At 70.6% G+C, this 26142-nt stretch carries 22 protein-coding genes; 4 read left to right on the top strand and 18 right to left on the bottom strand.

Translation table 11 applies throughout. The features are described from left to right. Nucleotides 1-54 precede the first annotated feature (54 nt). The 14 genes from folP to BLR95_RS05370 all read right to left on the bottom strand — a co-directional run bounded on the left by folP (nucleotide 55) and on the right by BLR95_RS05370 (nucleotide 14008). The gene (folP, locus tag BLR95_RS05435) at nucleotides 55-1254 is read right to left on the bottom strand and encodes a dihydropteroate synthase (protein WP_092616671.1); all 1200 of its coding nucleotides are present in this window, start codon (nucleotides 1252-1254) and stop codon (nucleotides 55-57) included. Between the two features lie 108 nt (nucleotides 1255-1362). Further along, complete coding sequence (ftsH, locus tag BLR95_RS05430) at nucleotides 1363-3291, bottom strand: ATP-dependent zinc metalloprotease FtsH (protein WP_092616668.1); 1929 nt, start codon at nucleotides 3289-3291, stop codon at nucleotides 1363-1365. Between the two features lie 96 nt (nucleotides 3292-3387). Beyond that, nucleotides 3388-4752 carry a tRNA lysidine(34) synthetase TilS gene (gene tilS, locus BLR95_RS05425; RefSeq protein WP_143130938.1) on the bottom strand — a complete coding sequence of 455 codons (1365 nt, stop codon included), beginning with the start codon at nucleotides 4750-4752 and terminating at the stop codon, nucleotides 3388-3390. Continuing rightward, nucleotides 4743-5720: a tol-pal system protein YbgF gene (gene ybgF / locus BLR95_RS05420; protein ID WP_092616662.1), complete on the bottom strand. Its 978-nt coding sequence runs from the start codon at nucleotides 5718-5720 to the stop codon at nucleotides 4743-4745. The genes tilS and ybgF overlap by 10 nt, the downstream gene beginning before the upstream one ends. Before the next feature lie 200 nt (nucleotides 5721-5920). Next, nucleotides 5921-6439 carry a peptidoglycan-associated lipoprotein Pal gene (gene pal, locus BLR95_RS05415; protein WP_092616660.1) on the bottom strand — a complete coding sequence of 173 codons (519 nt, stop codon included), beginning with the start codon at nucleotides 6437-6439 and terminating at the stop codon, nucleotides 5921-5923. A gap of 466 nt (nucleotides 6440-6905) precedes the next feature. Next, nucleotides 6906-8276 (bottom strand): Tol-Pal system beta propeller repeat protein TolB, encoded by a 1371-nt coding sequence (gene tolB / locus BLR95_RS05410; protein WP_092616656.1) that lies wholly within the window; start codon nucleotides 8274-8276, stop codon nucleotides 6906-6908. A gap of 135 nt (nucleotides 8277-8411) precedes the next feature. Beyond that, nucleotides 8412-9329, bottom strand: coding sequence for a TonB family protein (locus tag BLR95_RS05405; RefSeq protein WP_092616653.1), 918 nt, complete (start codon nucleotides 9327-9329; stop codon nucleotides 8412-8414). 21 nt (nucleotides 9330-9350) lie between these two features. After that, nucleotides 9351-9797, bottom strand: a complete 447-nt coding sequence (gene tolR / locus BLR95_RS05400; RefSeq protein ID WP_092616650.1) for a protein TolR — start codon at nucleotides 9795-9797, stop codon at nucleotides 9351-9353. Nucleotides 9798-9801: 4 nt separating this feature from the next. Continuing rightward, a complete protein-coding gene (gene tolQ / locus BLR95_RS05395) occupies nucleotides 9802-10527 on the bottom strand; it encodes a protein TolQ (protein WP_176787642.1) in 726 nt (241 codons plus the stop codon). A 25-nt stretch (nucleotides 10528-10552) separates the two neighbouring features. Further along, on the bottom strand, nucleotides 10553-11035 hold the full coding sequence (gene ybgC / locus BLR95_RS05390; RefSeq protein WP_092616648.1) for a tol-pal system-associated acyl-CoA thioesterase: 483 nt from the start codon (nucleotides 11033-11035) through the stop codon (nucleotides 10553-10555). Further along, nucleotides 11032-12099 carry a Holliday junction branch migration DNA helicase RuvB gene (gene ruvB / locus BLR95_RS05385; RefSeq protein ID WP_092616645.1) on the bottom strand — a complete coding sequence of 356 codons (1068 nt, stop codon included), beginning with the start codon at nucleotides 12097-12099 and terminating at the stop codon, nucleotides 11032-11034. Before ruvB ends, ybgC begins: the two co-directional genes overlap by 4 nt. Continuing rightward, nucleotides 12099-12728 (bottom strand): Holliday junction branch migration protein RuvA, encoded by a 630-nt coding sequence (gene ruvA / locus BLR95_RS05380; RefSeq protein ID WP_092616642.1) that lies wholly within the window; start codon nucleotides 12726-12728, stop codon nucleotides 12099-12101. The genes ruvB and ruvA overlap by 1 nt, the downstream gene beginning before the upstream one ends. Beyond that, nucleotides 12725-13228: a crossover junction endodeoxyribonuclease RuvC gene (gene ruvC / locus BLR95_RS05375; protein ID WP_092617410.1), complete on the bottom strand. Its 504-nt coding sequence runs from the start codon at nucleotides 13226-13228 to the stop codon at nucleotides 12725-12727. Before ruvC ends, ruvA begins: the two co-directional genes overlap by 4 nt. 42 nt (nucleotides 13229-13270) lie before the next feature. After that, nucleotides 13271-14008, bottom strand: coding sequence for a YebC/PmpR family DNA-binding transcriptional regulator (locus tag BLR95_RS05370; protein ID WP_092616639.1), 738 nt, complete (start codon nucleotides 14006-14008; stop codon nucleotides 13271-13273). Nucleotides 14009-14362: 354 nt separating this feature from the next. Here BLR95_RS05370 and BLR95_RS05365 point away from each other — a divergent pair, with 354 nt between their 5' ends. Then, complete coding sequence (locus BLR95_RS05365; RefSeq protein WP_092616636.1) at nucleotides 14363-16501, top strand: methyl-accepting chemotaxis protein; 2139 nt, start codon at nucleotides 14363-14365, stop codon at nucleotides 16499-16501. A gap of 19 nt (nucleotides 16502-16520) precedes the next feature. Here the strand turns inward: BLR95_RS05365 and BLR95_RS05360 are convergent, their stop codons facing one another. From BLR95_RS05360 to BLR95_RS05350, 3 genes are all read right to left on the bottom strand, one after another. Continuing rightward, the gene (locus BLR95_RS05360) at nucleotides 16521-16985 is read right to left on the bottom strand and encodes a CHAP domain-containing protein (RefSeq protein WP_245689282.1); all 465 of its coding nucleotides are present in this window, start codon (nucleotides 16983-16985) and stop codon (nucleotides 16521-16523) included. Nucleotides 16986-17317: 332 nt separating this feature from the next. Next, entirely contained in the window at nucleotides 17318-18721 is a 1404-nt protein-coding gene (locus BLR95_RS05355; protein ID WP_092616630.1) for an ABC1 kinase family protein, read from the bottom strand. Between the two features lie 9 nt (nucleotides 18722-18730). Further along, complete coding sequence (locus tag BLR95_RS05350; RefSeq protein ID WP_092616627.1) at nucleotides 18731-20560, bottom strand: M3 family oligoendopeptidase; 1830 nt, start codon at nucleotides 20558-20560, stop codon at nucleotides 18731-18733. A gap of 183 nt (nucleotides 20561-20743) precedes the next feature. Here BLR95_RS05350 and BLR95_RS05345 point away from each other — a divergent pair, with 183 nt between their 5' ends. The 3 genes from BLR95_RS05345 (at nucleotide 20744) to BLR95_RS05335 (ending at nucleotide 25162) form a co-directional block, all read left to right on the top strand. Continuing rightward, nucleotides 20744-22558 carry an AMP-dependent synthetase/ligase gene (locus BLR95_RS05345; protein ID WP_092616624.1) on the top strand — a complete coding sequence of 605 codons (1815 nt, stop codon included), beginning with the start codon at nucleotides 20744-20746 and terminating at the stop codon, nucleotides 22556-22558. A gap of 103 nt (nucleotides 22559-22661) precedes the next feature. Beyond that, nucleotides 22662-23834 (top strand): ATP phosphoribosyltransferase regulatory subunit, encoded by a 1173-nt coding sequence (locus BLR95_RS05340; protein WP_092616621.1) that lies wholly within the window; start codon nucleotides 22662-22664, stop codon nucleotides 23832-23834. Nucleotides 23835-23872: 38 nt separating this feature from the next. Beyond that, complete coding sequence (locus BLR95_RS05335) at nucleotides 23873-25162, top strand: adenylosuccinate synthase (protein ID WP_092616619.1); 1290 nt, start codon at nucleotides 23873-23875, stop codon at nucleotides 25160-25162. A 305-nt stretch (nucleotides 25163-25467) separates the two neighbouring features. Here BLR95_RS05335 and BLR95_RS05330 read toward each other — a convergent pair whose 3' ends face one another. Next, nucleotides 25468-26076 carry a ribonuclease D gene (locus tag BLR95_RS05330; protein ID WP_092616616.1) on the bottom strand — a complete coding sequence of 203 codons (609 nt, stop codon included), beginning with the start codon at nucleotides 26074-26076 and terminating at the stop codon, nucleotides 25468-25470. Between the last annotated feature and the right edge of the window lie 66 nt (nucleotides 26077-26142).

Here is a 26142-nt window from a genome sequence, read left to right as displayed (position 1 = left end):
TCCGGGTATGGTAGCGCAAAATGTGGCGCCGTGACGACCCTGTTGTGGCGACCCTCACGCAGCCTCGTTGAGCCCCCGCCAGACCGCCACCGCCTGCGCCGTCTCGGCCACGTCGTGGACTCGCAGAATCCGCGCCCCCTGGTCAAGCCCGGCCAGGGCGGCGGTGAGCGAGCCGGCGAGGCGCGCCTTGGGCGGCGGCTCGGCCGGGTCGAGACGGGCGATGAAGCTCTTGCGCGACACCCCGAGCAGCAGCCCCGCCCCCAGGCCCAGCAACAGCCCGAGATGGGAGAGCAGTTCCATGTTGTGGGCCACCGTCTTGCCGAAGCCGATGCCGGGGTCGAGCAGCAGCCGCTCGGCCGGAATGCCAGCCTCGGCGCAGGCGGCGAGGCGCCCGGCCAGCCAGTCGTACACATCGAGCGGGGCGCAGGCATAGCGCGGGTCGGCCTGCATGGTCTGCGGCCGGCCCTGGATGTGCATCAGCACCACCGGCGCCCGGTGTTCCGCCACCAGCGGCAGGGCCAGCGGATCGTGGGTCAGGGCGGTGACGTCGTTGACCAGGGCCGCCCCGGCCTCCAGCGCCGCGCCCATGGTGGCGGCGTTGCGGCTGTCGATGGAGACCACCGCGCCGGCCTCGGCCAGGGCGCGCACCACCGGCACGACGCGCGCCGTCTCCGCTTCCGGCGGCACCGTCTCGGCGCCGGGGCGGGTCGATTCGCCGCCCACGTCGATGAGATCCGCCCCGGCCGCCAGCATGGCCCGGCCGTGGGCGATGGCGGCCTCGGCGGTGGCATGGTCGCCGCCATCGGAAAAGCTGTCCGGGGTGACGTTGAGGATGCCCATGACCAGCGGCCGGTCGAGCGCCATCCCGTCAAGCGGCGCCGGCACCTGCTGGAAGGCGGACAACCGATCGGCCAGGAAGCGCCCCACCGCCGGCCCCTCGGCGCGGGCCCAGGCGGCCAGTTCGGGCAGCCCGCCGTGGCTCACCTTGATCCCGCTCCCCGCCTCCGCGCCCGTCCTCAGGAAAACGTCGCAGCCCGAGAAGGCCAGCGGCCCGCCGACCAGCCAGCGGGCCCGCCCGGCGGCCACCGCCGCCGCGGCCGGCGCCCCGCGCAGCAGCCCGGAAGGCGCCACATAGAGCCGGCCCTCCAGGGCGGCGGGATCATCGCCCAGGGACTGGCCCAGCGTTTCGGCCAGACCCCGGGGCAGCGGGCCATGAGTCAAGGGGGCGGTCGTCGGGAGGGCGGCGGAGGTCATCGGGGCATGCCTTATTGGAACGCGATCACAACTGGGGACCCAACAGGCGACGGCCGGGCGGCAGACCCGCCCGGCCGTCGATCAGGGTAGAGGGGGAACCGGGCCGGATCAGGCGCCGGTCGGCTCCGGACCCAGGCCGCCGCCCATGCCGGGCCGGCGACCACCGGCGCTGGGGACCGAGGCACGCCGCCCCTTGTCCCGGTCGTTGCGTGACGAGGGACCGGACTCGCGGCGGATTTCCTCGCCCCTGAGCAGGGCGTCCACCTCGTCGCGGCTCAGCGTCTCGTACTCGAGCAGCGCCTGACCGATGATCTCCAGGCCCTCGCGGTGCTCTTCCAGGACCTGCCGGGCGGTCGTCTCGCCCTCCTCGACCAGACGGCGGATTTCCTCGTCGATCTTGCGCGCCGTCTCCTCGGAGATGTTCTGGTGCTGGGTCACCGAGTGGCCGAGGAAGACCTCCTCCTGGTTGTCCATGTAGCGCAGCGGCCCGAGGACTTCCGAGAAGCCGAACTCCATCACCATGCGCCGGGCGATGTTGGTCGCCTGCTTGATGTCGTTGGAGGCGCCGGTGGTCACCTTGGCCTTGCCGAAGATCATCTCCTCGGCCACCCGGCCGCCGAACAGGCTGGCCAACTGGGCCTTGAGCTCGGTCAGGTTCATGCTCAGGCGGTCGCGCTCGGGCAGCGCCATGGTGACGCCCAGGGCCCGGCCGCGCGGGATGATGGTCACCTTGTGCAGCGGCTCGTGCCCCTCGGCGTGGAGCATGACCAGGGCGTGGCCGGCCTCGTGATAGGCGGTCAGCTTCTTCTCGTCCTCGGTCATCACCATGGAGCGGCGCTCCGAGCCCATCATCACCTTGTCCTTGGCCTCCTCGAACTCGGTCATGGTGACCACCCGCTTGCCCTTGCGGGCGGCCAGCAGGGCGGCCTCGTTGACCAGATTGGCGAGGTCGGCGCCGGAGAAGCCGGGGGTGCCCCGGGCGATGGTGCGCGGGTCCACGTCGGGGCCCAGCGGGCTCTTGCGCATGTGCACCTTGAGGATCTTCTCGCGGCCCAGGATGTCCGGGTTGGGCACCACCACCTGCCGGTCGAAGCGGCCCGGGCGCAGCAGCGCCGGATCGAGCACGTCGGGCCGGTTGGTGGCGGCGATCAGGATGACGCCCTCGTTGGACTCGAAGCCGTCCATCTCGACCAGCAGCTGGTTCAGGGTCTGCTCGCGCTCGTCGTTGCCGCCGCCCAGGCCGGCCCCGCGATGGCGGCCGACGGCGTCGATCTCGTCGATGAAGATCAGGCAGGGGGCGTTCTTCTTGCCCTGCTCGAACATGTCGCGCACCCGGCTGGCGCCGACGCCGACGAACATCTCGACGAAGTCCGAGCCCGAGATGGTGAAGAAGGGCACGTTGGCCTCGCCGGCGATGGCCCGGGCGAGCAGCGTCTTACCGGTGCCCGGCGGGCCGACCAGCAGCACGCCCTTGGGGATCTTGCCGCCCAGACGGGTGAACTTCTGGGGATCGCGCAGGAACTCGACGATCTCCTCCAGCTCCTGCTTGGCCTCGTCGATGCCGGCCACGTCGTCGAAGGTGACGCGCCCGGTGCGCTCGGTCAAAAGCTTGGCCCGGCTCTTGCCGAAGCCCATGGCGCCCCGGCCGCCGCCCTGCATCTGGCGCATGAAGAAGATCCACACGGCGATCAGCAGCAGGAAGGGGAACCAGCTGACCACCACGCTCCAGAAGGTGGGCACGTCCTCGTCGGACGGCTTGGCCTCGATGGTCACCCCCTGGTCGCGCAGCTTGGGCACCATGTCGGTGTTGTCCGGGGCGTAGGTGGCGAACGGCTCGCCGCTGGCCAACTCGCCGGTGACGTCGTTGCCCTTGATGGTCACCTGTCGCACCTCGCCCTGGTCGACCCGGGTCATGAACTCCGAGAAGGGCAGTTGGGTGCGCGACGTATCCTGCTGCGGCGAAACGAAAACCTGGAACAGCGCCATGAGCAGGATGGCAATGACGAACCAGAGGAGCAGGTTCTTGCTGAGATTCAAGGTCGGAACCTTTCCAGATGGTGGCCGAGGCCCGAGGCCGGGCCGGCCTTGTGCCGGCGGGACGGCGCCCCGCCGGCGGTGTCGAAGCGATGAAGCTTAGATAATATGAGCCAACGGCCCCGCAAGTACAAACGGCGCGTCGAACAGGCGCCGCATGGGAGAGGGAGTCACCACCGCCAGGGGGGGCGCGTCAAGGGCCCGCCACAGACCAACCACGGCAACCACGGTGCCACCGGCCCGCAGCGCCGCCAGGGTCGGCCGGGCCGGACCGGGCACGGCGGCCAGGGCGGCCCGCGCGGCGGCCGGGCGATCCTCGCCCAGGGCGCCCAGGGTCAGGTTGCCCGGAACGGCCCCCTCGACCCGCCAGCGGCCGTCCCACGACGCCGGCCCGGCCAAGCCATCGAGGGCCAGCGGCGGCGGCAGGTGGCGGGCCTCGCGGGCGACCAGCACCCGGCCGTCGCCCAGTCGGGCGAGACGGCAGCGGCCCAGACAGCGCCCCCGGAAAGCGGGCCCGGCCAACGCTCCGGCCAGGGCGTCCAGGGCGGCCCGGGGGGGCGGATGCTCCCGCCCCCCCACGGCACACAGCAGGCGACCGAGCAGACGACGCCGGCCGTCCCGGTCGGCCCGGTCCAGTGGCGCCGGATTGAGGCAGGCAAAGCCGGCTGGATGGAAGGCAACCGCCGGGGCCAGGGAGGCCAAGGCCGCCTCGGCGGCGACGCGCGCCCGGCCGGCGGCGGCGATGGCGTCGGGATCGGTGCCCGGCGGCGTCGCCCCGGCGGCCCGGGCCGCGCGCACCCGCACCCGGGCGAAGCGGCGGTCGTGGTTGCTGGGATCGTCGCACCCCTGAAGCCCCTGCCCGGCCAGCCACGCGGCCAAAGCGGCCCGGGGCACGGCCAGCAGCGGGCGCAACAGGCGACAGGCGGCCAGCTCGCGCAGCGCGCTGATGCCGGCCGCGCCGTCGCCCGGGGAGTCGGCCACGGCGTGGCGCAGGGCCACCGTCTCGGCCTGATCGTCGGTCTGATGGCCGAGCAGCAGGTGCAGGATGCCGGCCTCGCGGCAGGCCTCTTCCAGCAACCCCAGACGGGCCGCGCGGGCCCGTTCCTGAAGCCCGCCGCGCCCGCCCTCCCAAGTCTCGCCCTCCCAAGTCCCGCCCTCCCAGGTCCCACCCTCCCAGGTCAGGGTGCGATGGGCGATCCCGCGTTCGGCCAGACGCGCCGCCACCCAGGCCGCCTCGTCGGTCGAGCCGGGACGCAGGCGATGATCGACGGTCAGGGCCAGCACGGCCCCGCCCCGTGCCCGGGCCCAGGCCTCGGCGAGCAGGGTCAGGGCCAGACTGTCGGCCCCGCCGGAGACGGCGACGGCCAGTCGGGGCGCCGGCTCGAACGGGCCAAGGCGCCCCATTGCCGCCGCGAAGGCGGCGGGCAGGTCAAGCGATGGCGGTGGTTCCGGGGTCAGGAGCACCCCAGGCGCTGGCGCTCGGCCTCGGCGCGCCGCAGGATCGACGGCGAGGCCCCGGGGAAGCGGCGCGGCACCTGGATGAAGGCGGCGCAGGCCTGATCGGTGCGCCCCAACTGGGCCATGGACAGACCCAGCTTGAGCAGGTTGTCCGGCGCCTTGGGCGAATCGGGATAGGTCTTGAAGCCCTTGGCGAAGGACACCGCGGCGGCTTCGAAATCGCCGCGCACGTAGTGGGTCTCGCCCAACCAGTACTGGGCGTTGCCGGCCAGGGGGTCGTCGGGATTGGCCTCGAGGAAGGCGCCCATGGCCTGCTCGGCGGCGGCGTAGTCCCCGCCCTGGAGGACCGAAAAGGCGTGGTCGTACTGCTCGCGCGGCGTGCCCTGGGGCAGCCCGGCGGCGGTCGCCTGATCGGCCGGCATGGCGCCCGGCGTGCCCGGCTCGGCGGGCAGGGTGCCCAGCGTGCCCGGCTCGGCGGGCAAGGCGCCCAACGTGCCCGGCCCGGCGGCCCGGGCTTCGGGCCCGGTCACCGGCTGCGGACCGCCGGCGGGGGTACCCTCCCCGCCCTCCCCCGGGGCCGAGGCGGCGGCGCCCGGCACGGCGCCCTGTTCCAGGGCCTTCAGGCGGAACTCCAGGTCTTCCTGGAGGCGGGTCAGGCGCTGGTCGAGTTGGCGGTTCTCATGGTCCAGACGCTCCACCTGCCCGGTCAGCTCGCGAACCAGTCGTTCGAGTTGATCCATCCGGGTCTGCAGGCGGCCGAGCGCGTCGCCATCGACCGCGTCCCTGGCCGGCGCCGGGGCGCCGGCGGTGCTGGACGGCGTCTCGCCCCGGTAGACCTGCCGCTGGAGCACCGTCAGGTCACGCTCCAGCCGATCAAGCCGATCGACCAGGGCGTTGACGCTCTGCGCCGCCGCCGGCAGCGGGGCGACCGGAGCCAGGGCGACGAGCAGACAGAAGACCAACAGACTGCGCACCAGAAGACACTCCAACGCGGTTTGGCCACCCCGTTCAGGGGCGCACACCGGGCTCACCGCGCCCGGCAGGGTGACGGCCGGGTAGAATGGACGCCAAATGCGGCGTTTTCATGAAAATCGGGGCGGCCGACCTTGGCCGGCCGCCCCGGTTGTTCCGCTCCCGGTTGGTCCGTTCCCCGGCCAGGGGAACGTCCCCCGGCTCAGCGCAGGGCGCTGGTGGCGTTGCGATTGCGGGCCCAGCACGATTCGGTGCTTTCCACGCAGACCGGACGCTCCTTGCCGTAGGAGACGGTCTCGACGCGGTTGGGATCGACACCCTGGGCGATCAGATACTCGCGGGCCGAGTTGGCGCGGCGCTCGCCGAGCGCCAGGTTGTACTCGCGGGTGCCGCGCTCGTCGCAATTGCCTTCGACGCGGATGGTGAAGCCCGGATAGCGCTTCAGCCACTCGGCCTGGGCGCGCAAGGTAGCCATGCCATCGGGCTTCAGGCTCGACTGGTCGAGATCGAAGTAGACGGTGCTGCCCACCCGCTGCACGAACTCCTCGACCGAACCGGCCACCGGGCCGCTCGGCTGGGCCGGCTGCTGGGTGGTGGTCTGCTGGGTCTGGGTCGGCTGCTGGGTGCCGCCGGTGGTGGTCTCGGTGCCCTCTTCCGGCCCGGTGGAGCAGGCGGCGAGCAGGGTGGCGGCGGCAACGACGCTGACGAAACGCAGTTTCATAATTTCATTCCCTTGCGTTGGCGGGCCCCTGGGGGCAACGGCGAACCCAGGTCACGGGCGACACGTTCAGAAGAACAGGACTGGCCATTCGGCGTTGGAGCCGCTCGGCGTTGGAACCGGGGCGGCACTTGGACAACACCAGGGCGGCACTGGGTAACACCAGTGGCGCGCCTCGGCAGTCCTCCAGCCGGGAGCCAGACTCCGGTCCTTAGGTACTTAGCGAAAAAGGGGCTTTGCGTACAGTCCTTGTTGGTGCCGAAGGTCACGGTTTGGGCGGCTTTCCCCTGCCCTGTTGCGGCCCGGTCACGCCGGACCGCACACCCCGGGGGCGGGTCGGTCAGCCCTGCGCCAGGACCGGGCGGCGGGGGCATGTTGCGTGATTCTCAACTCACGCAACATGCCCTAAAGTCCTGATATTGAAGAAAACCGCCGCCGCGATCCGGTCCAGATCACGCAAGGATTTGCTCTACGGCAGCAGCGGCGACCAGGCCGGGTCGGACCCTTCCTGAGGGGTGGACACGGCGCGGTCGTTGTGGCCGGTCAGATCGACTGAACGCAACAAATAGGCACCCTTGCTGTTGCCGCGCGAGGGGGTCTGCTCGAAGTACATCAAAACCCGGCCGTTGGGGGCCCAGGTCGGCGCCTCGACCAGGAAGCCCGAGGCGAGCAGGCGCTCGCCGGAGCCATCCGGGCGCATCACGCCGATGTAGAAGGTGCCGCCCAGCATCTTGGTGAAGGCGATCAGGTCACCGCGCGGCGACCACACCGGGGTGGCGTAGCGCCCGTCGCCGAAGCTGATCCGCCGCACGTCCGAGCCATCGGCGTTCATGACATAGATCTGCTGGCCACCGGAACGGTCGGAGTTGAAGGTCACCCGCCGCCCGTCCGGGGCATAGGAGGGCGAGGTGTCGATCGCCGGATGGTCGGTCAGGCGCACCGTGCGCCGGGTCCTCAGGTCCATCTCGTAGATCTCGGAGTTGCCGGCCCGGGCCATCGACATGATCACCTTGTCGCCATCGGGCGAGAACCGGGGGGCGAAGGTCATGCCCGGAAAGTCGCCCAAAAGCTCGCGCCGCCCGGTGTCGATGTTCAGAAGATACACCCGGGGCACCCCGTCGTTGTACGACAGATAGGTGATCTCCTGGGCGGTGGGCGAGAAGCGCGGGGTCAGCACCATGGCCCGACCGTCGGTCAGGAACTTATGGTTGGCCCCGTCCTGGTCCATGATGGCGAGGCGCTTGGTGCGGTCGGTCAGCGGACCGCTTTCCGCCACATAGACGATGCGGGTGTCGAAATAGCCGTCCTCGCCGGTGATCCGCTGATAGATCTCGTCGGCGATGATGTGGGCGACGCGGCGCCAGTTGTCGGGCTGGGTCAGGTAGACCTTGCCCACCATCTGCTGGCCGCCGAACACGTCCCACAGCCGGAAGGCGACGCGCAGCCGGCCATCCGGCTGGCGCTCCACCGCGCCCTGGACCAGGGCCTGGGCGTTGAGCACCCGCCAGTCGGCGAAGCGCGGCGGGGTGTCGAGGCTGGGCAGGTCCTGGACGAAGGCCGCCGGGTCGATGGCCTGGAACAGGCCGGACCGTTCCAGGTCGGCGCGCACCACGTCAGCCACCGGGGCGATCCGGGAGTCGGCCCCCGCGCCGCCGGGGTCGCCGGCGAAATCGACGATGGCGATGGGCATCGGCTCCACCTTGCCGGCGGTGATGTCGATGTGCACCTGGGCCCGGGCCGGGGCCACCGGCAGGGCAAAGGCCGAGACAACGAGCAGCCCCAGCCCGACCAGGGCAAGGCGTCGCCCGGCGGCGACGAGAGAGGTCGGCTTGCGTGGCATGAAGTCGAAACTCCTTGGCGGTTGGGTTGGTGCTTCCCGGTATCGGTTGGCTTCGGCCTGCCAGGCCCCTGTTCAGAGGAGCCACGGGGGCAAGGTCGGCCGGGGTGGGCGGGCTGTCAAGGCGCCCCCCCCCTTTCAACGCAGTCTGTCGCGCGGCGAGAAGGTCATGGTGAAGTCGCGGCGGAAGCTTTCGTAGCGGTCGCGCGGAATGGGCAGCGGGCTGGCCCGGCGCACCGCGCGCACGGCGCTTTCGGCGACCGAGCGGAAGAACGGATCGCCAGCCATGCGGGCCCGGTCGACCACCGTGACATCGAGCACCTCGCCATTGGGCAGCACCTTGATCTCCAGCTCGACGCTCATCTCGGTGGCGTCGCGCGCCCCGGCCGGGATGTTCCAGTGGCGCTGCACGTGGGCCCGGATGGCGTCAATCTCGCTCATCGTCGGCTTGTCGGCGGCGAGCGGGCTGCGATTGAGGCTTGGCGCGGCAGCCCCCTGCTGGCGCGGCTGCGCGGTGTCGGCGCGGCGCTCCACCTTGTCCTCCAGTTCCTCCACCGAGGCGAGCAGCGAGGCCAGCGGGTCTTCCGGCGGCGCCGGCTTCTTCTCCGCCTTGGGCTCGGGTTCCGGCTTGGGCGGCGGCGCGGGCTTGCTCTTGGGGCGCGGCGGCGGCGCCGGTTCGGGCTCCGGCTCAGGTTCCGGTTCAGGCTGCGGCTCGGGTTCCGGCTCCGGGGGCGCCGGTTCCGGCTCGGGTGGCGGCGGCTCCGGTTCGGGTTCGGGCTCCGGGGGCACCGGTTCCGGCTCGGGTTCGGGCGCGGGTTCCGGGGGCGGCGTGGGCTGGGGCTGCGGCGGCTCGGGGGCCGGCGGCTCGGGCTTTTCCTCGGGCTTGGGCTCGGGGGCCGGCGGCGGGGCCTGGGTGATCTCGGCCAGCTCCACCATCTCGACCACGATCGGCTGGTCGCGCGGCGGCAGCGGGTCGATGAAATGGGGCATCCCGACCAGCGCGAAAAGCACCACCAACAGGTGGAGCGCCGCCGACAGGAGCACACCCTGGGTCATCGATGGTCCTCCCTGACCGCCCTACTGGCCTTCCGGCCGCGAGCCGGGCGGATCGGTGATCAACGCCACCTGAGCGATGCCGGCCTGATAGATCGCCCCCATCACCGCCATCACCCGACCATAGCTGTTGGCCTGATCGCCGCTGACGTAGACCCGGGCCTCCGGGTTTTCCTGAAGGATGGCGTTGAGCAGCGGCCCCACCTGTTCCAGCTCGACCGCGCGCTCCTGCACGAAGATCGAGCCGTCGGCGCGGATCGACACGGTCAGCGCCTTGTCGTCGTGGCCCAGGGCCGGGGTCCTGGCCTGCGGACGGTTGACCTCGACCCCGGTGGTCAGCAGCGGCGCGGTGACCATGAAGATGACCAAGAGGACCAGCATCACGTCGACCATCGGCGTGACGTTGATCTCGGCCATCGGCTGGTAGGCCCGGCGGTGCCCGACCCGGCCCTTGGTGACGAAGCCACCCATGGCGTTAGCCTCTCTCTTCCAACTGGCGCGACAGGATGGCCCCGAACTCGCCGGCGAAGGCCTCCAGGCGCTTGGCGTAGCGGTCCAGATCGTTGCTGATCTTGTTGTAGGCAACCACCGCCGGGATGGCGGCGACCAGCCCCAGGGCGGTGGCGAAGAGGGCCTCGGCGATGCCCGGGGCGACGGTGGCGAGGCTGGTGTCCTTCGACATCCCAATGGCGTGGAAGCTGTTCATGATCCCCCACACCGTGCCGAACAGGCCAACGAAGGGGGCCACCGAGCCGGTCGAGGCCAGGAAGCTCATGGAGCGTTCCAGGGCTTCCATCTCGCGGCCCAGGGTGATGGTCATCACCCGGTCGAGACGCGCCGCCAGCCCGGCCCGCACCGCCTTGCCATCGCCGCCATGGCTGGAGGAGCGCCGCCACTCGCGCATGGCGGCGGCGAAGATGGCGGTCATCGGGTCGAGCGGCCGGCCGTTCAGGCGGTCGTAAAGGTCCTCCAGCGAGCCGCCGGACCAGAAGCTCTCCTCGAACTGCTCGGCCCGCCGGAACAGCCGCTTGATGCGCAGCACCTTGTCGAAAATGATCGCCCAGCTCCAGAAGGAGGCGAGGATGAGCAGGATCATCACCGCCTTGACCACCAGGTCGGCCTGCAGGAACAGGGCCCACATCGACAGGTCGGTGGCGCTCTGGGCGCCCATGGCGATTGTTTCCACCGCTGCCTGTTCCATCGTCGTGCGTCTTTCCCGTTGTCTTTCAAGTGTTCGGTTGGGTGAGCGGCGCGGCGGCCGCGAAGTCCCGCAGTCGCCGCCTGAGGTCCGCCGGCAGGCGGGCCGGGCGGCCGTCGGCCAGGGTCATGCAGGCCAGGGTCAGCGAAAAGCGGGCCAGGGTGGCCGGCCCGTCCGGCCCCGGGCGGACCACCGCCTGGGCCATGATCAGGCTGGCCCCCTTGATGGCCCGCACCTCGGAGTGGATGTCCAGGGCGTCGTCGAGCCGCGCCGGGCTGAGGTAGTCGCCCTCGATCCGGCGCACCGCGAAGGCGATGCCATCCTGGCCGGCCATGGCGGTGTGGTCCAGGCCGAAACGGCGCATCATCTCGGTCCGCGCCCGCTCGATGAAGCGCAGGTAGTTGGCGTAGTAGACGATGCCGGCGGCGTCGGTGTCCTCGTAATAGACACGCACCGGCAGCACATGCAAGGGGCCCTCGAAGCGGCCGGAGGGGGGTGTCATGGCGCTCATGCCCCCTCCCCTTGCGGCGCCGTGCCGGGCAGCTCGGGTTGCGCCCCGGCCGGCGGGGCGAGGCCCAGGTGGCGCCAGCCGGGCGCGGTCAGCACGCGGCCGCGCGGGGTGCGCTGGAGCAACCCCTGTTGGATGAGAAACGGTTCGATGACTTCCTCCAGGGTGTCGCGTTCTTCCGACAGGGCGGCGGCCAGGGTCTCCACCCCGGCCGGACCGCCGGCGTAGCTGGCGGCCAGACAGCCGAGATAGCGCCGGTCCATGGCATCGAGCCCCCGGGCGTCCACGTCGAGGCGGGCCAGGGCGGCGTCGGCGACCAGCTTGTCGACCGGGCTGCGCTTGGCCACGGTGGCGAAGTCGCGCACCCGGCGCAACAGCCGGCCGGCCACCCGGGGGGTGCCGCGCGAGCGGCGGGCAATTTCCATTGCGCCGTCCTCGGTCAGCTCCAGGTCGAGCAGCCGGGCCCCCCGGCGGACGATGGTCACCAGGTCTTCCGGAGCATAGAAGTCAAGCCGCAGCGGAATGCCGAAGCGGTCCCGCAAGGGGCGGGTGAGCAGGCCCGAACGGGTGGTCGCGCCGACCAGGGTGAAGGGCGCAAGGTCGATCCGCACGCTGCGCGCCGCCGGCCCCTGGCCGATGATCAGGTCGAGCTGGAAGTCCTCCATGGCCGGGTAGAGGACCTCTTCGACCGGGGCGGCGAGGCGGTGGATCTCGTCGATGAAGAGGACGTCGCGCGGCTCCAGGTTGGTCAGGATGGCGGCCAGATCGCCGGCCCGCGCGATCATCGGCCCGGAGGTGGCGCGAAAGCCCACCCCCAGCTCGCGGGCGACGATCTGGGCCAGCGTCGTCTTGCCCAGGCCCGGGGGCCCGTGCAGCAGCACATGGTCGAGCGCCTCGCCACGGCCCCGGGCGGCGCCGACGAAAACCTCCAGGTTGGTGCACACCGCCGGCTGGCCGATGAACTCGGCCAGGGTCTGCGGCCTCAGCGCCGCATCGGCGTCGCCGGTTTGCGGCGCCGGGGCGACCAGCCGGGGTTCACTGTCGGGCGGGGCGACGGGACGGGACATCAGGCGCGCCCCTTGCCCAGGGTCTTCAGGGCGCGGGCGATGAGCAGGCCTTCCTCGGCCCGCTCACCCAGCTCGGCCGCCGCCCGGGCGACGGCGCCGGCCGCCTCGGCCCGACCATAGCCCAGGTTGGCCAGCGCCGAGATGGCGCCTTCCACCCCGCTTTCGGCGGCCCCTCCAACCGGCGGCGCGACCGCCCCCGGCGCGGCGCCGGCCAGCCCGGCCAGCAACCCGGCGGCGGTGTCCTTCAACTCGGCGACGATGCGCCCGGCCAGCTTGGGGCCGACCCCGCTGGCCCGGGTCAGCGGCGCCTTGTCGCCGGCGGCCAGGGCCTGGGCCAGGGCATCGGGCTCGAGCACCGAGAGGATGGCCAGCGCCACCCGGCTGCCCACCCCCTGCACGGTGGTCAGGCGGTGGAACCAGTCGCGCTCGGCGGCATCGGCAAAGCCATAGAGGCGCAAATGGTCCTGCCCCACGTCCAGTTCGGTCATCAGGGCGACGGCGCCGCCCGGGTCGGGCAGCCGGGCCAGGGTGCGGCCGGAGGCGAACACCCGGTAGCCGACGCCGCCGACGTCGATCACCGCGCCGTCGCTCTCGACGGCGAACAGCCGGCCGGCCAGACGGGCGATCATCGGCCGCCTCCCGCCGCCGCGCGCCCGGCGGCGCCGCGATGGTGGGCGTGGCAGATGGCCACCGCCAGGGCATCGGTGGCATCCGCCGGCACGTCGCGCCGCGCCTCGGGCAGCAGGGTCGAGACCATCATCGCCACCTGCTCCTTGGCCGCGTGGCCGGTGCCGACCACCGACTTCTTGATCAGGTTGGGGGCGTACTCGAACACCGGCAGCCCGGCCCGCGCCGGGGCCAGCAGCACCACGCCACGGGCCTGGCCCAGCTTCAGGGTCGAGGTGGGGTTACGATTGACGAACACTTCCTCGATGGCCACCTCGTGCGGCGCCTGACCGTCGATCAGGTCGCTCACCTGTTCGAACAGGTCGGCCAGCCGGGCCGCCATGGGTGCGGCCTCGGCAATGCGCAGCACCCCGGCGCCGCGATGCGCCAGACGGTTGCCCTCGGCCTCGATCAGGCCCCAGCCGGTAACCCGAAGCCCCGGGTCCAGGCCCAGGATGCGCACCGCCAAGATCGCTGTCTCCCTTCGTTGGGCGTCGCCCGGCGATCAGTCCTGAAGGCGTTCCAGGACGTCGTCGGCAATGTCGTAGTTGGCGCACACCCGCTGCACGTCGTCGCTGTCTTCCAGCAGGTCGATGAACTTCAGCAGGCTCGGCGCCTGCTCCTCGCCCACCTCGATGGTGTTCAGGGCGCGCCAGTCAAGGCGCGCCGTGTCGGGCTCGCCCAGGCTTTCCTCCAGGGCGGCGCGCACGGCCGAGAAGTCGTCCGGCTCGGTATAGACGTCGTGCCCCTCGTCGCCCGATTCCACGTCGCTGGCCCCGGCCAGGATGGCCGCCTCCAGCACCGCCTCGGCGTCGCCCGCCTCGGCCGGGTAATGGATGTAGCCGACCCGCTCGAAGTTGAAGGCCACCGTGCTCAGGGCGCCGCCGAACTTGGTGAAGGTCGAGCGCACCTCGGCCGCCGTGCGGTTGCGGTTGTCGGTCAGCGCCTCGACGATCACCGCCACGTTGCCCGGGCCCATGCCCTCGTAGCGCACCGCCTCGTACTCGGTGGCGTCGCCGCCGGTGGCCCGCTTCAGGGCGCGCTCGATGTTGTCCTTGGGCATGGAGTTCTTGCGCGCCTCGGCGAGCGCGGCACGCAGGCGCGGGTTGGACGAGGGATCGTCGCCCCCCTCCTTGGCCGACACCTGGATTTCCTTGGCCAGCTTGGTGAACAGCTTGGCCCGACGGGCATCCTGGGCGCCCTTGCGATACATGATGTTCTTGAATTTTGAATGACCGGCCATGGCCCTTTTCGCAGTGCTCCGTTGAGTGACGAGAGATCCCGTTCCGGCGGCCGGCTGGCCTTCGAAGGCGCCGATGGCCGTCACGGTAGGGCGGCAATATGGCAGCTTTGCGGCCTACCCTCCAGGGGGTGTTTGGCGCCTCGGGCGGCGCCACCCTGCCCAAATAATCACCACACCTATCAATTGCTCCTTTTTTGCCCTTACTACTGCCACACCTCGACAAACATCAGTATTTTAAAGACATCCCATCGCCTCCATCGCCTTAAACTTGAGATAGGGATGGAGATTGACTATTATTCAGGGACGCATTTTTGTTGGAGCCTCGCATCCGAGAGAAGGCCAAGGGAGGGGATCATGCGCCTGCGCATATCGGTCAAACTGCCAGCAGTGATCGTCGGGGCCGTCCTGGCCGCCGTCCTGATCACCGGCGCTCTGGCCTACGTGAGAAGCGCCAACGAGTTGCTGGCCAGCGCCGAGCAGAAGCTGCTGGCCCTCAAGGAAGGGCGCACCGCCGCCATCGACACCTATCTGGACAGCATCGTCCAGGATCTGGAGGTCATCGCCGCCAGCCCGCAGGTGGGCAGCAGCCTGATCTCGTTCAACGCCGCCTTTCAGCAACTGGAAAATCCCCAGGTCGCCCTTCAGGCCGCCTACATCAGCAACAATCCCCACCCGACCGGGGAGAAGGACAAGCTCGACGCGGCCGACACCGGCTCGGCCTATGATCGCCTCCACGGGCGCCTCCACCCGTGGTTCCGCAGGCTTCAGCAGGCCCGGGGCTATTACGACGTGTTCCTCATCAATGCCGCCGGCGACGTGGTCTACAGCGTCTTCAAGGAGCTGGACTACGCCACCAACCTGGCCGAAGGGGAATGGCAGGACACGGATCTGGCCCGGGTCTGGCGCCGCGTGGTCGAGGATGGCCAGCCCACCGCCTTCACCGATTTCTCTCCTTACGCGCCCAGCAACGGCGCGCCGGCCAGCTTCATCGCCGCCCCGCTGAAAGGCCCCGACGGAAGCACCCAGGGCGCGCTGGTCTTCCAGATGCCCATCGGCGAGATCAACCGCACCATGCAGATCACCGCCGGCCTGGGCGACAGCGGCGAGATGTATCTGGTCGGCCCGGACAAACTGATGCGCAGCGACTCCCGCTTCGCCAAGCAGGGCGAGACCACCATCCTGCAGCGCGAGGTGGACACCGAGAGCGTCCGCGCCGCCCTCAAGGGGGAGAATGGGGTGCGCGAGGTGCGCGACTACCGGGGGGTCGAGGTGGTTTCGGCGTTCGGCACGGTGGAGTTCCAGGGGGTCACCTGGGCGGTCATCGGCGAGGTGGACGTGGCCGAGGTGCTCGAGCCGGTGGTCGCCATGCGCACCTACCTGATCCTTGCCGCCAGCGCCGTGCTGGCGGTACTCGGCCTGCTCGGCTGGATTTTCGCCCGCGGCCTGACCCGCCCCCTGGCCCGCATGACCGGGGCCATGCACAAGCTGGCCGGCGGCGACCTCAACACGGAAATCCCGGCCCAGAACCGCGGCGACGAGATCGGCGACATGGCCGCCGCCATGCTCGTCTTCCGCGACAACTTCGCGCAGATGGAAGAGCTGAAACAGCAGCAGGAGGCTGAAAAGACCAAGGCCGAAGCCGACCGCAAGCGGTTGATGCTGAAAATGGCCGATGACTTCGAGCGCGACGTGGGGGGCGTGGTCGGCGCCGTCTCCTCGGCCGCCAACGAGATGGAGGCCACCGCCCAGTCGATGACCGCCATCGCCGACCAGACCAGCCATCAGGCAACCACCGTCGCCGCCGCCGCCGAGGAAGCCTCGGCCAACGTGCAGACCGTGGCCTCGGCGGCCGAGGAACTCTCCTCCTCCATCGGCGAGATCAGCCGCCAGGTCTCACAGGCCAGCCAGGTGGCAAACACCGCCCTGGAGCGGGTCCACGAAACCGACCGTCAGGTGGCCGGGCTGGCCGAGTCCGCCAACCGCATCGGCGAGGTGGTCGACCTGATCACCGACATCGCCAACCAGACCAACCTTCTGGCCCTCAACGCCACGATCGAGGCGGCGCGCGCCGGCGAGGCCGGCAAGGGCTTCGCGGTGGTCGCCAGCGAGGTCAAGACCCTGGCCACCCAGACCGCCAAGGCGACCGAGGAGATCGGCCAGCAGATCAGCACCGTGCAGGGCCAGACCCGGGAGGCGGTGGCCGCCATCAAGTCGATCGGCGAGGTGGTCCGGCAGGTCAGCGAGATCAGCCAGTCCATCGCCAGCGCGGTCGAGGAGCAGAACGCCGCCACCGGGGAAATCGCCCGCAACGTGGAGCAGGCCTCGGCCGGTACCGGCGAGGTGACCGGCAACATCCACGGGGTCACCCAGGCCGCCGGCGAGGCCGGCACCGCCGCCACCCAGGTGCTTTCGGCGGCCAAGGAACTGTCGCAGAACGCGACCACCCTGAAGGCGCGGATGGATGCCTTCCTGGCCCAGATCCGCGGCGGCTGAAGCAGGTGGCGGGCAGGAATCAGCGGGCCGCCTGCTGGGCCTCGTCGGGGTAGATATCGTCGGGGTAGATGAAGCCCAGCGCCGGATAGACCTTGCCGAACCCGCCGGCGGTGTTCATCAGGCGAACCCGGGTCCAGTCGTTGTCCGGGCTGACGTCGATCACCGGCTGGTCGTGGTGGATCACCCCCCGGGTCGCCTTGGTCGAGCCCCAGTTGGCGTGGGTGACCGTCAGCTCCCGCGCGCCGACCAGCCGCGACACCACCGCCACGTGGCCCAGCCTGAGCACCCGCGACTTGCCGAAGGCCAGCACCGCGCCGACCCGGGGCTGGCTGCCCCGGGGGTAGGCGCCTTCGGCCTTGTCCCACCAGGTCCAGGCATCGCCGAAGATGCGCACCCCGGACACCTCGCGGGCGTAGGGGACGCATTGCAGGAAACCGCCGTCGTGATGGAACGGCCTGAGCGGCGAGGCAACCGGCCCCGGCACGGCGACGGGCGCCGGCGGCGCCTTGGCCGTCGACGTGGCGGGGGGTGGCGGGGGGCTGGCGCAACCGGCCAGCAGACCCCCGACCAGGAGCCATGAAAATGCCTTCCACATGCCGCCATTGAATCACGCGACTCGGCGGATTCAAAGCGTTTTTCGCACAGGGCCGGGGGCGATTACCCGGCCCGGGCCGGCGTCGCCTAGAGCAGATCGCGCCCAATCTGAATCGCCAAGCGATTCAGATTGGGCGCGATCTGCTCTCGATTTCAGGTGTAGAGCCGATCTGAGCGAAAAATCGGGAACCACCAAGTGGTTCCGATTTTTCGCTCTCGGCTCTAGTCGCGGCGTACGGTGTGGTGGTCGGCGTCGGTGGTCAGGCCGGCCTGGGCCAGCGCCTCGGCCTGGCGTTGGGCCAGCACCTCGACATCGAAGTCCTTGACCAGCTCCCAGAACATCTGGTGCCAGTTGATGTTGGCCGACAGGTGCAAAAAGACGCTGCCCAGCCCCAAGGCGGCGCGGTCCATCAGCACGAACTCGCGCGGGATGCGCACCCCGCCCACCTCGCGCAGGCGCTGGTGGACCTGGCGCGCCACCTCGCGGCCGTAGGTGCCGCCGTGGGTCTCGTTGATCAGGCGCGGCCGGTCCTCGAGCAGCGGCGCGTAGAGGAAGCCGGCCCACAGGTTCAGGACATCGACCACCTCGTGGGTCAGGTTGGTGAAGCCCCAGCTTTCGTAGGCATGCACGGCCCGGTCGCGGTCGTCATCGTTCAGCGCGTGGTAAAGCTCCAGCACCCCGTGGACGAAGGTGGGCCGGAAGACGCGGATCGCCCCGAAGTCCAGAAGGTTGATCGAGGTCCCGTCGGCCCGCACCTGATAATTGCCGAGGTGCGGATCGCCGTGGATCACCCCGTAATTGTAGAAGGGCACGTACCAGGCCCGGAACATGCTGTGGGCCAGGGCGTTGCGCTGTTCCTGCGGGGCGCCCTTCTGGTCGAGCAGCGGCGTGCCGTCGAGCCAGGTCATGGCCAGCAGGCGGCGGGTGGACAGCTCGGGCACCGGCTCGGGCAGGTGCACGCCGCCTTCCTCGCGCAGCATGTAGCGATACAGGCGCATGTTGCGCGCCTCGCGGTCGTAGTCCAACTCCTCGCGCAGGCGGTCGGCGATCTCGCCGTGCAGGTCGGAGCTGTCGATGCTGGGGTCGTAGCGCCGCTGCAACGAGAAGATCAGCTTGAGCTGCTTGAGGTCCGCCTCGACCACCGAGGCCATGTCCGGATACTGGAGCTTCAAGGCCAGCCGGCGCCCATCGACGGCGACCGCCCGGTGCACCTGCCCCAGCGAGGCGGCGGCGGCGGCCTCGCGCTCGAAGCTTTCGAAGCGGCGCTCCCAGTCGGGGCCCAGCTCGGCGCTCATGCGGCGCTTGACGAAGGGCCAGCCCATGTGCGGCGCGTTGGCCTGAAGCTGGCCCAGCTCGGCGGCGTACTCCTCGGGCACCGCGTCGGGGATGGTGGAGAGGATCTGGGCCACCTTCATCAAAGGCCCCTTGAGGCCGCCCAGCGCCGCCTTCAGCTCGCCGGCCTGGCGCGACTTGTCGCCCTTCAGGCCAAGGTAGCGCTCGCCGGCCATGCGCGCGGCAACGCCGGACATGCTGGTGCCCACCTGGGCATAGCGCTTGAAGCGTCCGCCGAGGCTGTTGCGCTCGCTGTCGCGGGGCGGGCGGGAGGTGTTCGCGGGATCGGCCATGGCGCTTGCTCAGGCAACCTCTTCCAGTTCGTCGATGAAGCCCTCCAGAACCGTCAGGCCGCGCTTCCAGAAGTCCGGATCGGCGGCATCCAGGCCGAAGGGGGCGAGCAGCGCGCCATGGCGCAGGGTGCCGCCGGCGCGCAGCATGTCCATGTACTTGTCCTGGAACCCGGACACCTCGCCGCGCTGATAAACGTCGTACAGGCTGTTCACCAGACAATCGCCGAAGGCATAGGCGTAGACATAGAACGGCGAGTGGATGAAGTGCGGGATATAAGCCCAGAAAAAGCGGTAGTCATTGTCGAAACGCAAGGCCGGGCCGAGGCTTTCCTCCTGCACCTGCATCCAGATGTCGCACAACCGGCCCACCTCGACCTCGCCGCCGCGACGCGCCTCGTGGACCCGCTTCTCGAACTGGCAGAAGGCGACCTGACGGACCACCGTGTTCAGCATGTCCTCGACCTTGCCGGCCAGCATGGTGCGCCGCTGCCTGGGGTCGGTGGCCTGATCGAGCATGGCGCGGAAGGTCATCATCTCGCCGAACACGCTGGCCGTCTCGGCCAGGGTCAGCGGGGTGTCGGCCATCAACGCGCCCTGCCCGGCGGCCAGCACCTGATGCACCCCGTGGCCCAGCTCGTGGGCCAGGGTCATCACGTCGCGGGTGCGGCCCATGTAGTTGAGCAGCAGGTAGGGATGGGCCCCGGGCACCGTGGGATGGGCGAAGGCCCCGCCCGCCTTGCCGGCCCGCGCCGGGGCATCGATCCAGGCGTTGTCGAAGAAGCGCCGGCCGATCGCCGCCAGATCGGGCGAGAAGGCGTGATAGGCCGAAAGCACGGTGTCGCGCGCCTCGTCCCAGGAAAAGCGGCGGTCATCGTCGTCGGGCAGCGGGGCGTTGCGGTCCCACCAGTCGAGCCTGCCGCCCTGGCCCATCCAGCCGGCCTTGATGGCGTAATAGCGGTGCGACAGCCGGCCATAGCTGTCCTGGACCGCCGAAAGCAGGGCATCCACCACCTCGTCCTCGACCAGATTGGACAGGTTGCGCGAGGCCATCGGGTGGGCGTAGTTGCGCCAGCGGTCCTCGATCTCCTTGTCCTTGGCCAGGGTGTTGGTGACCAGGGCGAACAGCCGGCCGCGCTCGGCCAGGGTCTCGCCGATGGCCTTGCCGGCGGCCCGCCGCTGGGCCGGCTCGGGGTCGGACAGGCGGTCCAGCGCCTCGGTCAGGGTGGCCGGCTCGCCGCCATCGAGCGGGATGCGCAAATCGGCCATGGTCTCGTCGAACAGGCGGATCCAGGCGTTGCGCCCGCTGACCGCCTTTTCGTGCAGCAGCCGCTCCTGATCGTCGGAGAGCTGGTGCTCCTTGAACAGGCGCAGGTCCTCAAGCCACGGCCGGTAGCGGGCGGCCACCGAATCGACCAGCTTGGCCGCCAGGTCCACGTCCTCCAGCCGGTTGATTTCCAGGGTGAAGAACAGGATGCGGCTGGAAATGTCGGTCGCCCGTTCCTGGGCGTCCTGATAGAAGCGCCCCACCGCCGGGTCGGAGACGCTGGCCGCGTGCACCAACTGGGCGTAGCTCATAATCCGTTGCAGGCGTTCCGACAGGGTTTCGTAGGCAACCAGGGCCTGCCCGAAGGCGACCCCGGAGAGCGCCGCGATGCGCCCCTGATAGGCCTCGGCGAAGGCCTCGGCTTCCTCGGCGGCGCGCTGGAAGTCGGCCGCCAGTTGCGGCGAATCCGGGGCCGGATAGAGGTCCGAAAGGTCCCATTCGGGCAGCCCGCCCGCACCGGCCACGGCGGCGGTCTCGGCGGTTTCGCGGAGGGGGACGGGGGAAAAGCCTGGCATTGCGGGTCGGGTCCTGATGTGGTTCCGGTTCGGGTCGGCGGCTGATATGGGGGCCGGGCCGGCGCCTCACAAGCCGGCCGTACGTTGTCCCGGCGCCAGCCTATGGCCGGCGGCCGGGATAAACCATAAATTAGGTCGGACGGGATGCCCCGACCGGTCCCCTATCCATCCAGGAGCCCGCGCATGACCGCCACCCCCCCCGCCGCGCTGCCGGAACACGCCGTCGACTGCCGCGCCTGCGACAGCCTGCTCGACCTGTTCCGCCGCCAGGTGGCGCGCCACCCCGAGCGCCCGCTGATCAGCCAACGCCGCCAGGGCCGCTGGCAGGCCCAGAGCTGGGGCGCGGTGGCCGAGCAGGTGGACCATCTGGCCGCCGGGCTGGTGGCGCAGGGAGCGCGGCCCGGCCAGCGCGTCCTTTTGCTGTCGGAAAACCGCCCGGAATGGCTGATCGCCGATCTCGCCATCATGAGCGCCGGCGGCATCACCACCCCGGCCTATGTCACCCACACGGTGGACGATCTGGTCCACCTGCTGAGCGACAGCGGGGCCGAGATCGCCATCGCCTCGACCGCCGCCCTGGGGGCCCGGTTGCTCGCCGCCCTGCCCCGGGCCACCGCCTGCCGCACGGTGATCCTCATCGAACCGGTCGACGACACGCCTCCAGAGGGGGTGCGCGCCCTGTCCTGGGAGGCCGTGCTCAAGGCCGGCGAAGGGCAGCCCAGGCCGGCCAGCGAGGCCGGGCTGAAACGCACCGACACCGCCTGCATCATCTACACCTCGGGCACCGGCGGGGCCCCCAAGGGAGTGATGACCAGCCACGGCGCCATCCTGCACAACTGCCACGGAGCCCAGCAGGTGCTCAATGACCTGGGCCTGGACGACGAAATCTTCCTCTCCTTCCTGCCCCTGTCGCACGCCTACGAGCACACCGCCGGCCAGTTCTTCCCGATGTCGGTGGCGGCCCACATCCATTACGCCGAAAGCGTCGAGAAACTGGCCGGCAACATGCTGGAGGTGCGCCCCACCATCATGACCGCCGTGCCCCGGCTGTATGAATTGCTGCGCCAGCGCACCCTGTCGGCGATGGCCCAGCAGGGCCGGGTGAAACGTTGGCTGTTCCAACTGGCCCTGGCCCTGGGCCGGCGGCGCCTCGCCGGGCCGCTGCCGCCCTACCTGATCCCCCTTGACCGACTGCTCGACCGGCTGGTGCGGGCCAAGGTGGCGGCCCGCTTCGGCGGCCGCCTGAAGGCCCTGGTCAGCGGCGGCGCCCCGCTCACCCCGGAAGTCGGCGAATTCTTCACCGCCCTCGGGATGCGCCTGTTGCAGGGCTACGGGCAGACCGAGACCGGGCCGGTGGTCAGCGTCAACCCGCCCGGCCGGGTGCGCCTGGACGCGGTCGGCCCGCCGCTGGTCGACACCCGGGTGCGCATTGCCGAGGACGGGGAAATCCTGGTCGCCGGCGAGCTGGTCATGCAGGGCTACTGGAACAACCCCGAGGCCACCCGGGCCGCGCTGGACGCCGAGGGCTGGGTGCACACCGGCGACATCGGCCGCCTGGAGGCCGACGGCCATCTGGCCATCACCGACCGCAAGAAGGACATCATCGTCAACTCGGGCGGCGACAACATCGCCCCGCAGCGGGTCGAATCGGCGCTCACCCTGGAACGCGAGATCGGCCAGGCGATGGTCGACGGCGACCGCCGGCCGCATCTGGTCGCCCTGCTGGTGCCCGATCCCGGCTGGCTGGCCGAGCTGTTTGGCGACGACCTCCCCGAGGACCCCGAGGAAGTGGCCGCCGACCCCACCGTGCGGGCCGGCCTCGAGGCGGCCGTCAAACGGGCCAACGGACGCCTGCAGAGCATCGAGAAGGTGCGCCGCTTCGCGATCATCGGCGACCCCTTCTCGGTCGACAACGGATTGCTGACCCCGACCATGAAAATCCGCCGCCACGCCATCCGCGCCGCGCATGGGCCGCGCATCGAGGCCCTCTACCGCTGAGCCCGAAACCCTTTGCGCCGCCCGCCGCGACGGGTTAGGAACAGCGGCGCGCCTTTTTGGCGCCTCCCTTTCCCTCTTTCTCCTGTCAGCGCCCGCCCCGCCGATGACCACGCTTGCCGACAAGGCCCTGCTGCCAACCGGACTGGAAGACCTGGTGCCGCCCCGCGCCGAGATCGAGGGGCGCGCGGTCGAGGCGGCGGTCGGCTTCGTCGCCGCCAACGGTTATCGGCGCATCAAGCCGCCGCTGATCGAGTTCGAGGAAACCCTGCTCGGCGGCCCGGGCGCCGCCACCGGGCCGGCCACCTTCCGGGTCATGGACCCGCTGTCGCAGCGCATGATGGGCCTGCGCGCCGACATGACCATCCAGGCGGCCCGCATCGCCGCCACCCGCCTCAACGGCGAACCCCGCCCCCTCAGGCTGGCCTACGCCGGGCAGGTGCTGCGCGTCAAAGGCACCCAGCTTCGGCCGCGCCGCCAGTTCACCCAGGCCGGCATCGAGCTGATCGGCACCGACACCCCGGCCGCCGACGCCGAGGTCATCATGCTCGCCGCCGGGGCGCTGGAGCACCTGGGCATCGGCGGCGTCTCGGTCGATCTGTCGCTGCCCACCCTGGTCCCCGCCGTGTGCCGGGGCCTGGGGCTCGATGACGCCACCACCGAAAGCCTGATCCTGGCCCTGGACCACAAGGACGCCGGCACCGTGGCCGCCCTGGCCGGGCCGCACGGCGCCCTGCTCGGCGGCCTGATGGAAGCCCTGGGGCCGGCCGAACGGGCCGTCGCCGCCCTGGCCGGACTCGACCTGCCGGCCGAGGCGGCCACCCTGCGCGACCGCCTGCTCGCCGTGCTCGATTGCCTGAACGCCCAGGACCCGACCCTGCGCCTGACCGTCGATCCCACGGAAAGCCGGGGCTTCGAGTACCACAGCGGGGTTGCCTTCACCGTCTTCGCCGATGGCGGACGCGGCGAGCTGGCCCGTGGCGGCCGCTACCGGGCCACCCTGGAGCCGCCCGCCCCGCTGGGCATCCCGGCCACCTCGGGCGAGCCGGCGACCGGCATGACCCTGTCCATGGACGCCATCACCGAACTGCTGCCCGAGCCGCCGGCCCGCCCCCGAGTGCTGGTCCCGGCGGCCACCGACCCGGCCCTGCGCCGGCGCCTGCACGGCCAGGGCTTCGTCACCCTGGGCGCCCTCGACGGCGCCGCCGACCTGAAGGCCGAGGCCCGGCGCCTGGGCTGCGATCATGTGCTGGAGGGTGACCACCCGGTCGCCCTTTAGCACTCCCTTTTCTTTTCTGCATCAAGGCGAGGTTTGTCATGTCCAACGTGGCCGTCGTGGGCGCCCAGTGGGGCGACGAGGGCAAGGGCAAGGTGGTCGACTGGCTGTCCGAGCGGGCCGACATGGTGGTGCGCTATCAAGGCGGCCACAACGCCGGCCATACCCTGGTCGTCGGCGACAAGACCTACAAGCTCTCCCTGCTTCCCTCGGGCGTGGTGCGGGGCAAGAAAAGCCTGATCGGCAACGGCGTGGTGGTCGATCCCTGGGCCCTGCTCGACGAGATCGACCGCATCGCCACCCAGGGCGTGACCATCACCCCCGAGGTGCTGCGTCTGGCCGACAACGCCAGCCTGATCCTGCCCATCCACCGCAACCTGGATCAGGCCCGCGAAGTGGCCGCCGGACCGGCCCGCATCGGCACCACCGGACGCGGCATCGGCCCGGCCTACGAGGACAAGGTGGCGCGCCGCGCCATCCGGGTCTGCGATCTGGCCGAGCCCGATACCCTGCCGGCCAAGGTCGAACGCCTGCTTGCCCACCACAATCCCCTGCGCCGCGGCCTGGGCTCGGACGAGCTGACCGCCGAGGAGGTGATGGCCCCCCTGCAGGAACTGGCCCCGCGCCTTTTGCCCTACGCCGCCCCGGTGTGGCGCGACCTGGACGCCGCCCGCCGGGCCGGCAAGCGCATCCTGTTCGAGGGCGCGCAAGGGACCATGCTCGACGTCGATCACGGCACCTATCCCTTCGTCACCAGCTCCAACACCCTGGCCGGACAGGCCGCCGTGGGCAGCGGCATCGGCCCCGGCGCCATCCAGTACGTGCTGGGCATCACCAAGGCCTACACCACCCGCGTCGGCTCCGGCCCCTTCCCCACCGAACTGGAAGACGCCATCGGCCAACGCCTGGGTGAGCGGGGCCGCGAATTCGGCACCGTTACCGGCCGCGCCCGACGCTGCGGCTGGTTCGACGCCGTGATGGTCCGCCAGGCGGTGAAGGTCGGCGGCATCGACGGCATCGCGCTGACCAAACTCGACGTGCTCGACGGCTTCGACGAATTGAAAATCTGCACCGGATACCGACTGGACGGCGACACCCTCGACCACTTCCCGGCCGGCATGGGCGCCCAGGCGCGGGTCGAACCGATCTACGAAACCATCCCCGGATGGCAGGAAAGCACCCAGGGCGCCCGCTCCTGGGCCGACCTGCCGGCCGCCGCCGTGAAATACGTGCGCCGCCTGGAAGAACTGATCGAAGCCCCGGTCGCCCTGCTCTCCACCAGCCCCCAACGCGACGATACCATCCTCGTCCACGACCCCTTCGCCGACTAGCAACACCCCCAACCCCAGGACGGACCCACCCACCGCCCGGGGTGCCGGCAATGCCAAGGGGGCGCTGCCCCCTTGGAACCCCCGCCGGGGGGACCAGGGGTCCCCCCGGACCCCCGCCGCGACTTAAAGCCGTGAAGAGGGGGGTATCCGAGCGCGCGCGCTCGGATACCGCCCTCTTCACGGCTTTGACTCATGGTGGGGTCTGGGGAGGCCCCCGGCCTCCCCAGCGGGGTTCAAAGGGGCGGCGCCCCTTTGCGTTTCCGACACTCCCGGGCGGTGGGTGGGGTCGCCCTGGGGTTGGGGTGTTACGAGTGGGCGAAGATGTCCTGGTCGAGCCAGCCGGCGAGGTCGAGTCTGGCTCGGGTGGGGAGGAATTTGAAGCAGTTGTCGGCCAGCTCGGCGCGATTTTCGCGGCTCAGCAGGTGTTCCAGTTTTTCTTTCAGGGCGTGCAGGTGGAGCACGTCGTTTGCCGCGTAGGCCTGTTGTTCCGGGGTCAGGCTGGGGGCGCCCCAGTCGGAGGTTTGCTGTTCCTTGCTGACCTCGACGCCGATCAGGTCGCGGCACAGGTCGCGCAGGCCGTGGCGGTCGGTATTGGTGCGGCACAGGCGCGAGGCGAGTTTGGTGCAGAACACCGGGCCGGGATCGAGGTCCAGGTTCTGGATCAGCATCATCAGATCGAAGCGGGCGTAGTGGAAGATCAGTCCCTTGCCGTTCAGCGCCCGGCGCAGGTTGGGGGCGGCGAAGTCGGGAGTCGGGAAGTGGACCAGGTGGGCGTCGCCGTCGCCGGCCGAGATCTGGACCACGCACAGGCGGTCGCGGTGTGGGTTGAGACCCATGGTTTCCGTATCGACGGCCAGCAGGTCGCCGAGATCGAGATCGCCGGGCAGGTCGCCGACGTGGAGGTGGATGGTCATGTCGGGGGGGCTCTGGATGTCTGGTGGGATGGGCCGGGGCAGCCTACCCAAGGCGCCCCGGGCGGA

It is taken from the genome of Roseospirillum parvum, assembly GCF_900100455.1.
Lineage (GTDB): Bacteria > Pseudomonadota > Alphaproteobacteria > Rhodospirillales > Rhodospirillaceae > Roseospirillum > Roseospirillum parvum.
The sequence above is the reverse complement of the archived record's forward strand: the minus strand, read 5'-3'. Positions and strand labels throughout refer to the sequence as shown.

What these genes read in the sequence shown, in the direction of transcription:
- folP (WP_092616671.1), bottom strand. Translation starts at nt 1,254, where the DNA reads ATGACCTCCGCCGCCCTCCCGACGACCGCCCCCTTGACTCATGGCCCG.
- pal (WP_092616660.1), bottom strand. Translation starts at nt 6,439, where the DNA reads ATGAAACTGCGTTTCGTCAGCGTCGTTGCCGCCGCCACCCTGCTCGCC.
- tolB (WP_092616656.1), bottom strand. Translation starts at nt 8,276, where the DNA reads ATGCCACGCAAGCCGACCTCTCTCGTCGCCGCCGGGCGACGCCTTGCC.
- BLR95_RS05405 (WP_092616653.1), bottom strand. Translation starts at nt 9,329, where the DNA reads ATGACCCAGGGTGTGCTCCTGTCGGCGGCGCTCCACCTGTTGGTGGTG.
- tolR (WP_092616650.1), bottom strand. Translation starts at nt 9,797, where the DNA reads ATGGGTGGCTTCGTCACCAAGGGCCGGGTCGGGCACCGCCGGGCCTAC.
- tolQ (WP_176787642.1), bottom strand. Translation starts at nt 10,527, where the DNA reads ATGGAACAGGCAGCGGTGGAAACAATCGCCATGGGCGCCCAGAGCGCC.
- ybgC (WP_092616648.1), bottom strand. Translation starts at nt 11,035, where the DNA reads ATGAGCGCCATGACACCCCCCTCCGGCCGCTTCGAGGGCCCCTTGCAT.
- ruvB (WP_092616645.1), bottom strand. Translation starts at nt 12,099, where the DNA reads ATGTCCCGTCCCGTCGCCCCGCCCGACAGTGAACCCCGGCTGGTCGCC.
- ruvA (WP_092616642.1), bottom strand. Translation starts at nt 12,728, where the DNA reads ATGATCGCCCGTCTGGCCGGCCGGCTGTTCGCCGTCGAGAGCGACGGC.
- BLR95_RS05370 (WP_092616639.1), bottom strand. Translation starts at nt 14,008, where the DNA reads ATGGCCGGTCATTCAAAATTCAAGAACATCATGTATCGCAAGGGCGCC.
- BLR95_RS05365 (WP_092616636.1), top strand. Translation starts at nt 14,363, where the DNA reads ATGCGCCTGCGCATATCGGTCAAACTGCCAGCAGTGATCGTCGGGGCC.
- BLR95_RS05355 (WP_092616630.1), bottom strand. Translation starts at nt 18,721, where the DNA reads ATGGCCGATCCCGCGAACACCTCCCGCCCGCCCCGCGACAGCGAGCGC.
- BLR95_RS05350 (WP_092616627.1), bottom strand. Translation starts at nt 20,560, where the DNA reads ATGCCAGGCTTTTCCCCCGTCCCCCTCCGCGAAACCGCCGAGACCGCC.
- BLR95_RS05345 (WP_092616624.1), top strand. Translation starts at nt 20,744, where the DNA reads ATGACCGCCACCCCCCCCGCCGCGCTGCCGGAACACGCCGTCGACTGC.
- BLR95_RS05340 (WP_092616621.1), top strand. Translation starts at nt 22,662, where the DNA reads ATGACCACGCTTGCCGACAAGGCCCTGCTGCCAACCGGACTGGAAGAC.
- BLR95_RS05335 (WP_092616619.1), top strand. Translation starts at nt 23,873, where the DNA reads ATGTCCAACGTGGCCGTCGTGGGCGCCCAGTGGGGCGACGAGGGCAAG.
- BLR95_RS05330 (WP_092616616.1), bottom strand. Translation starts at nt 26,076, where the DNA reads ATGACCATCCACCTCCACGTCGGCGACCTGCCCGGCGATCTCGATCTC.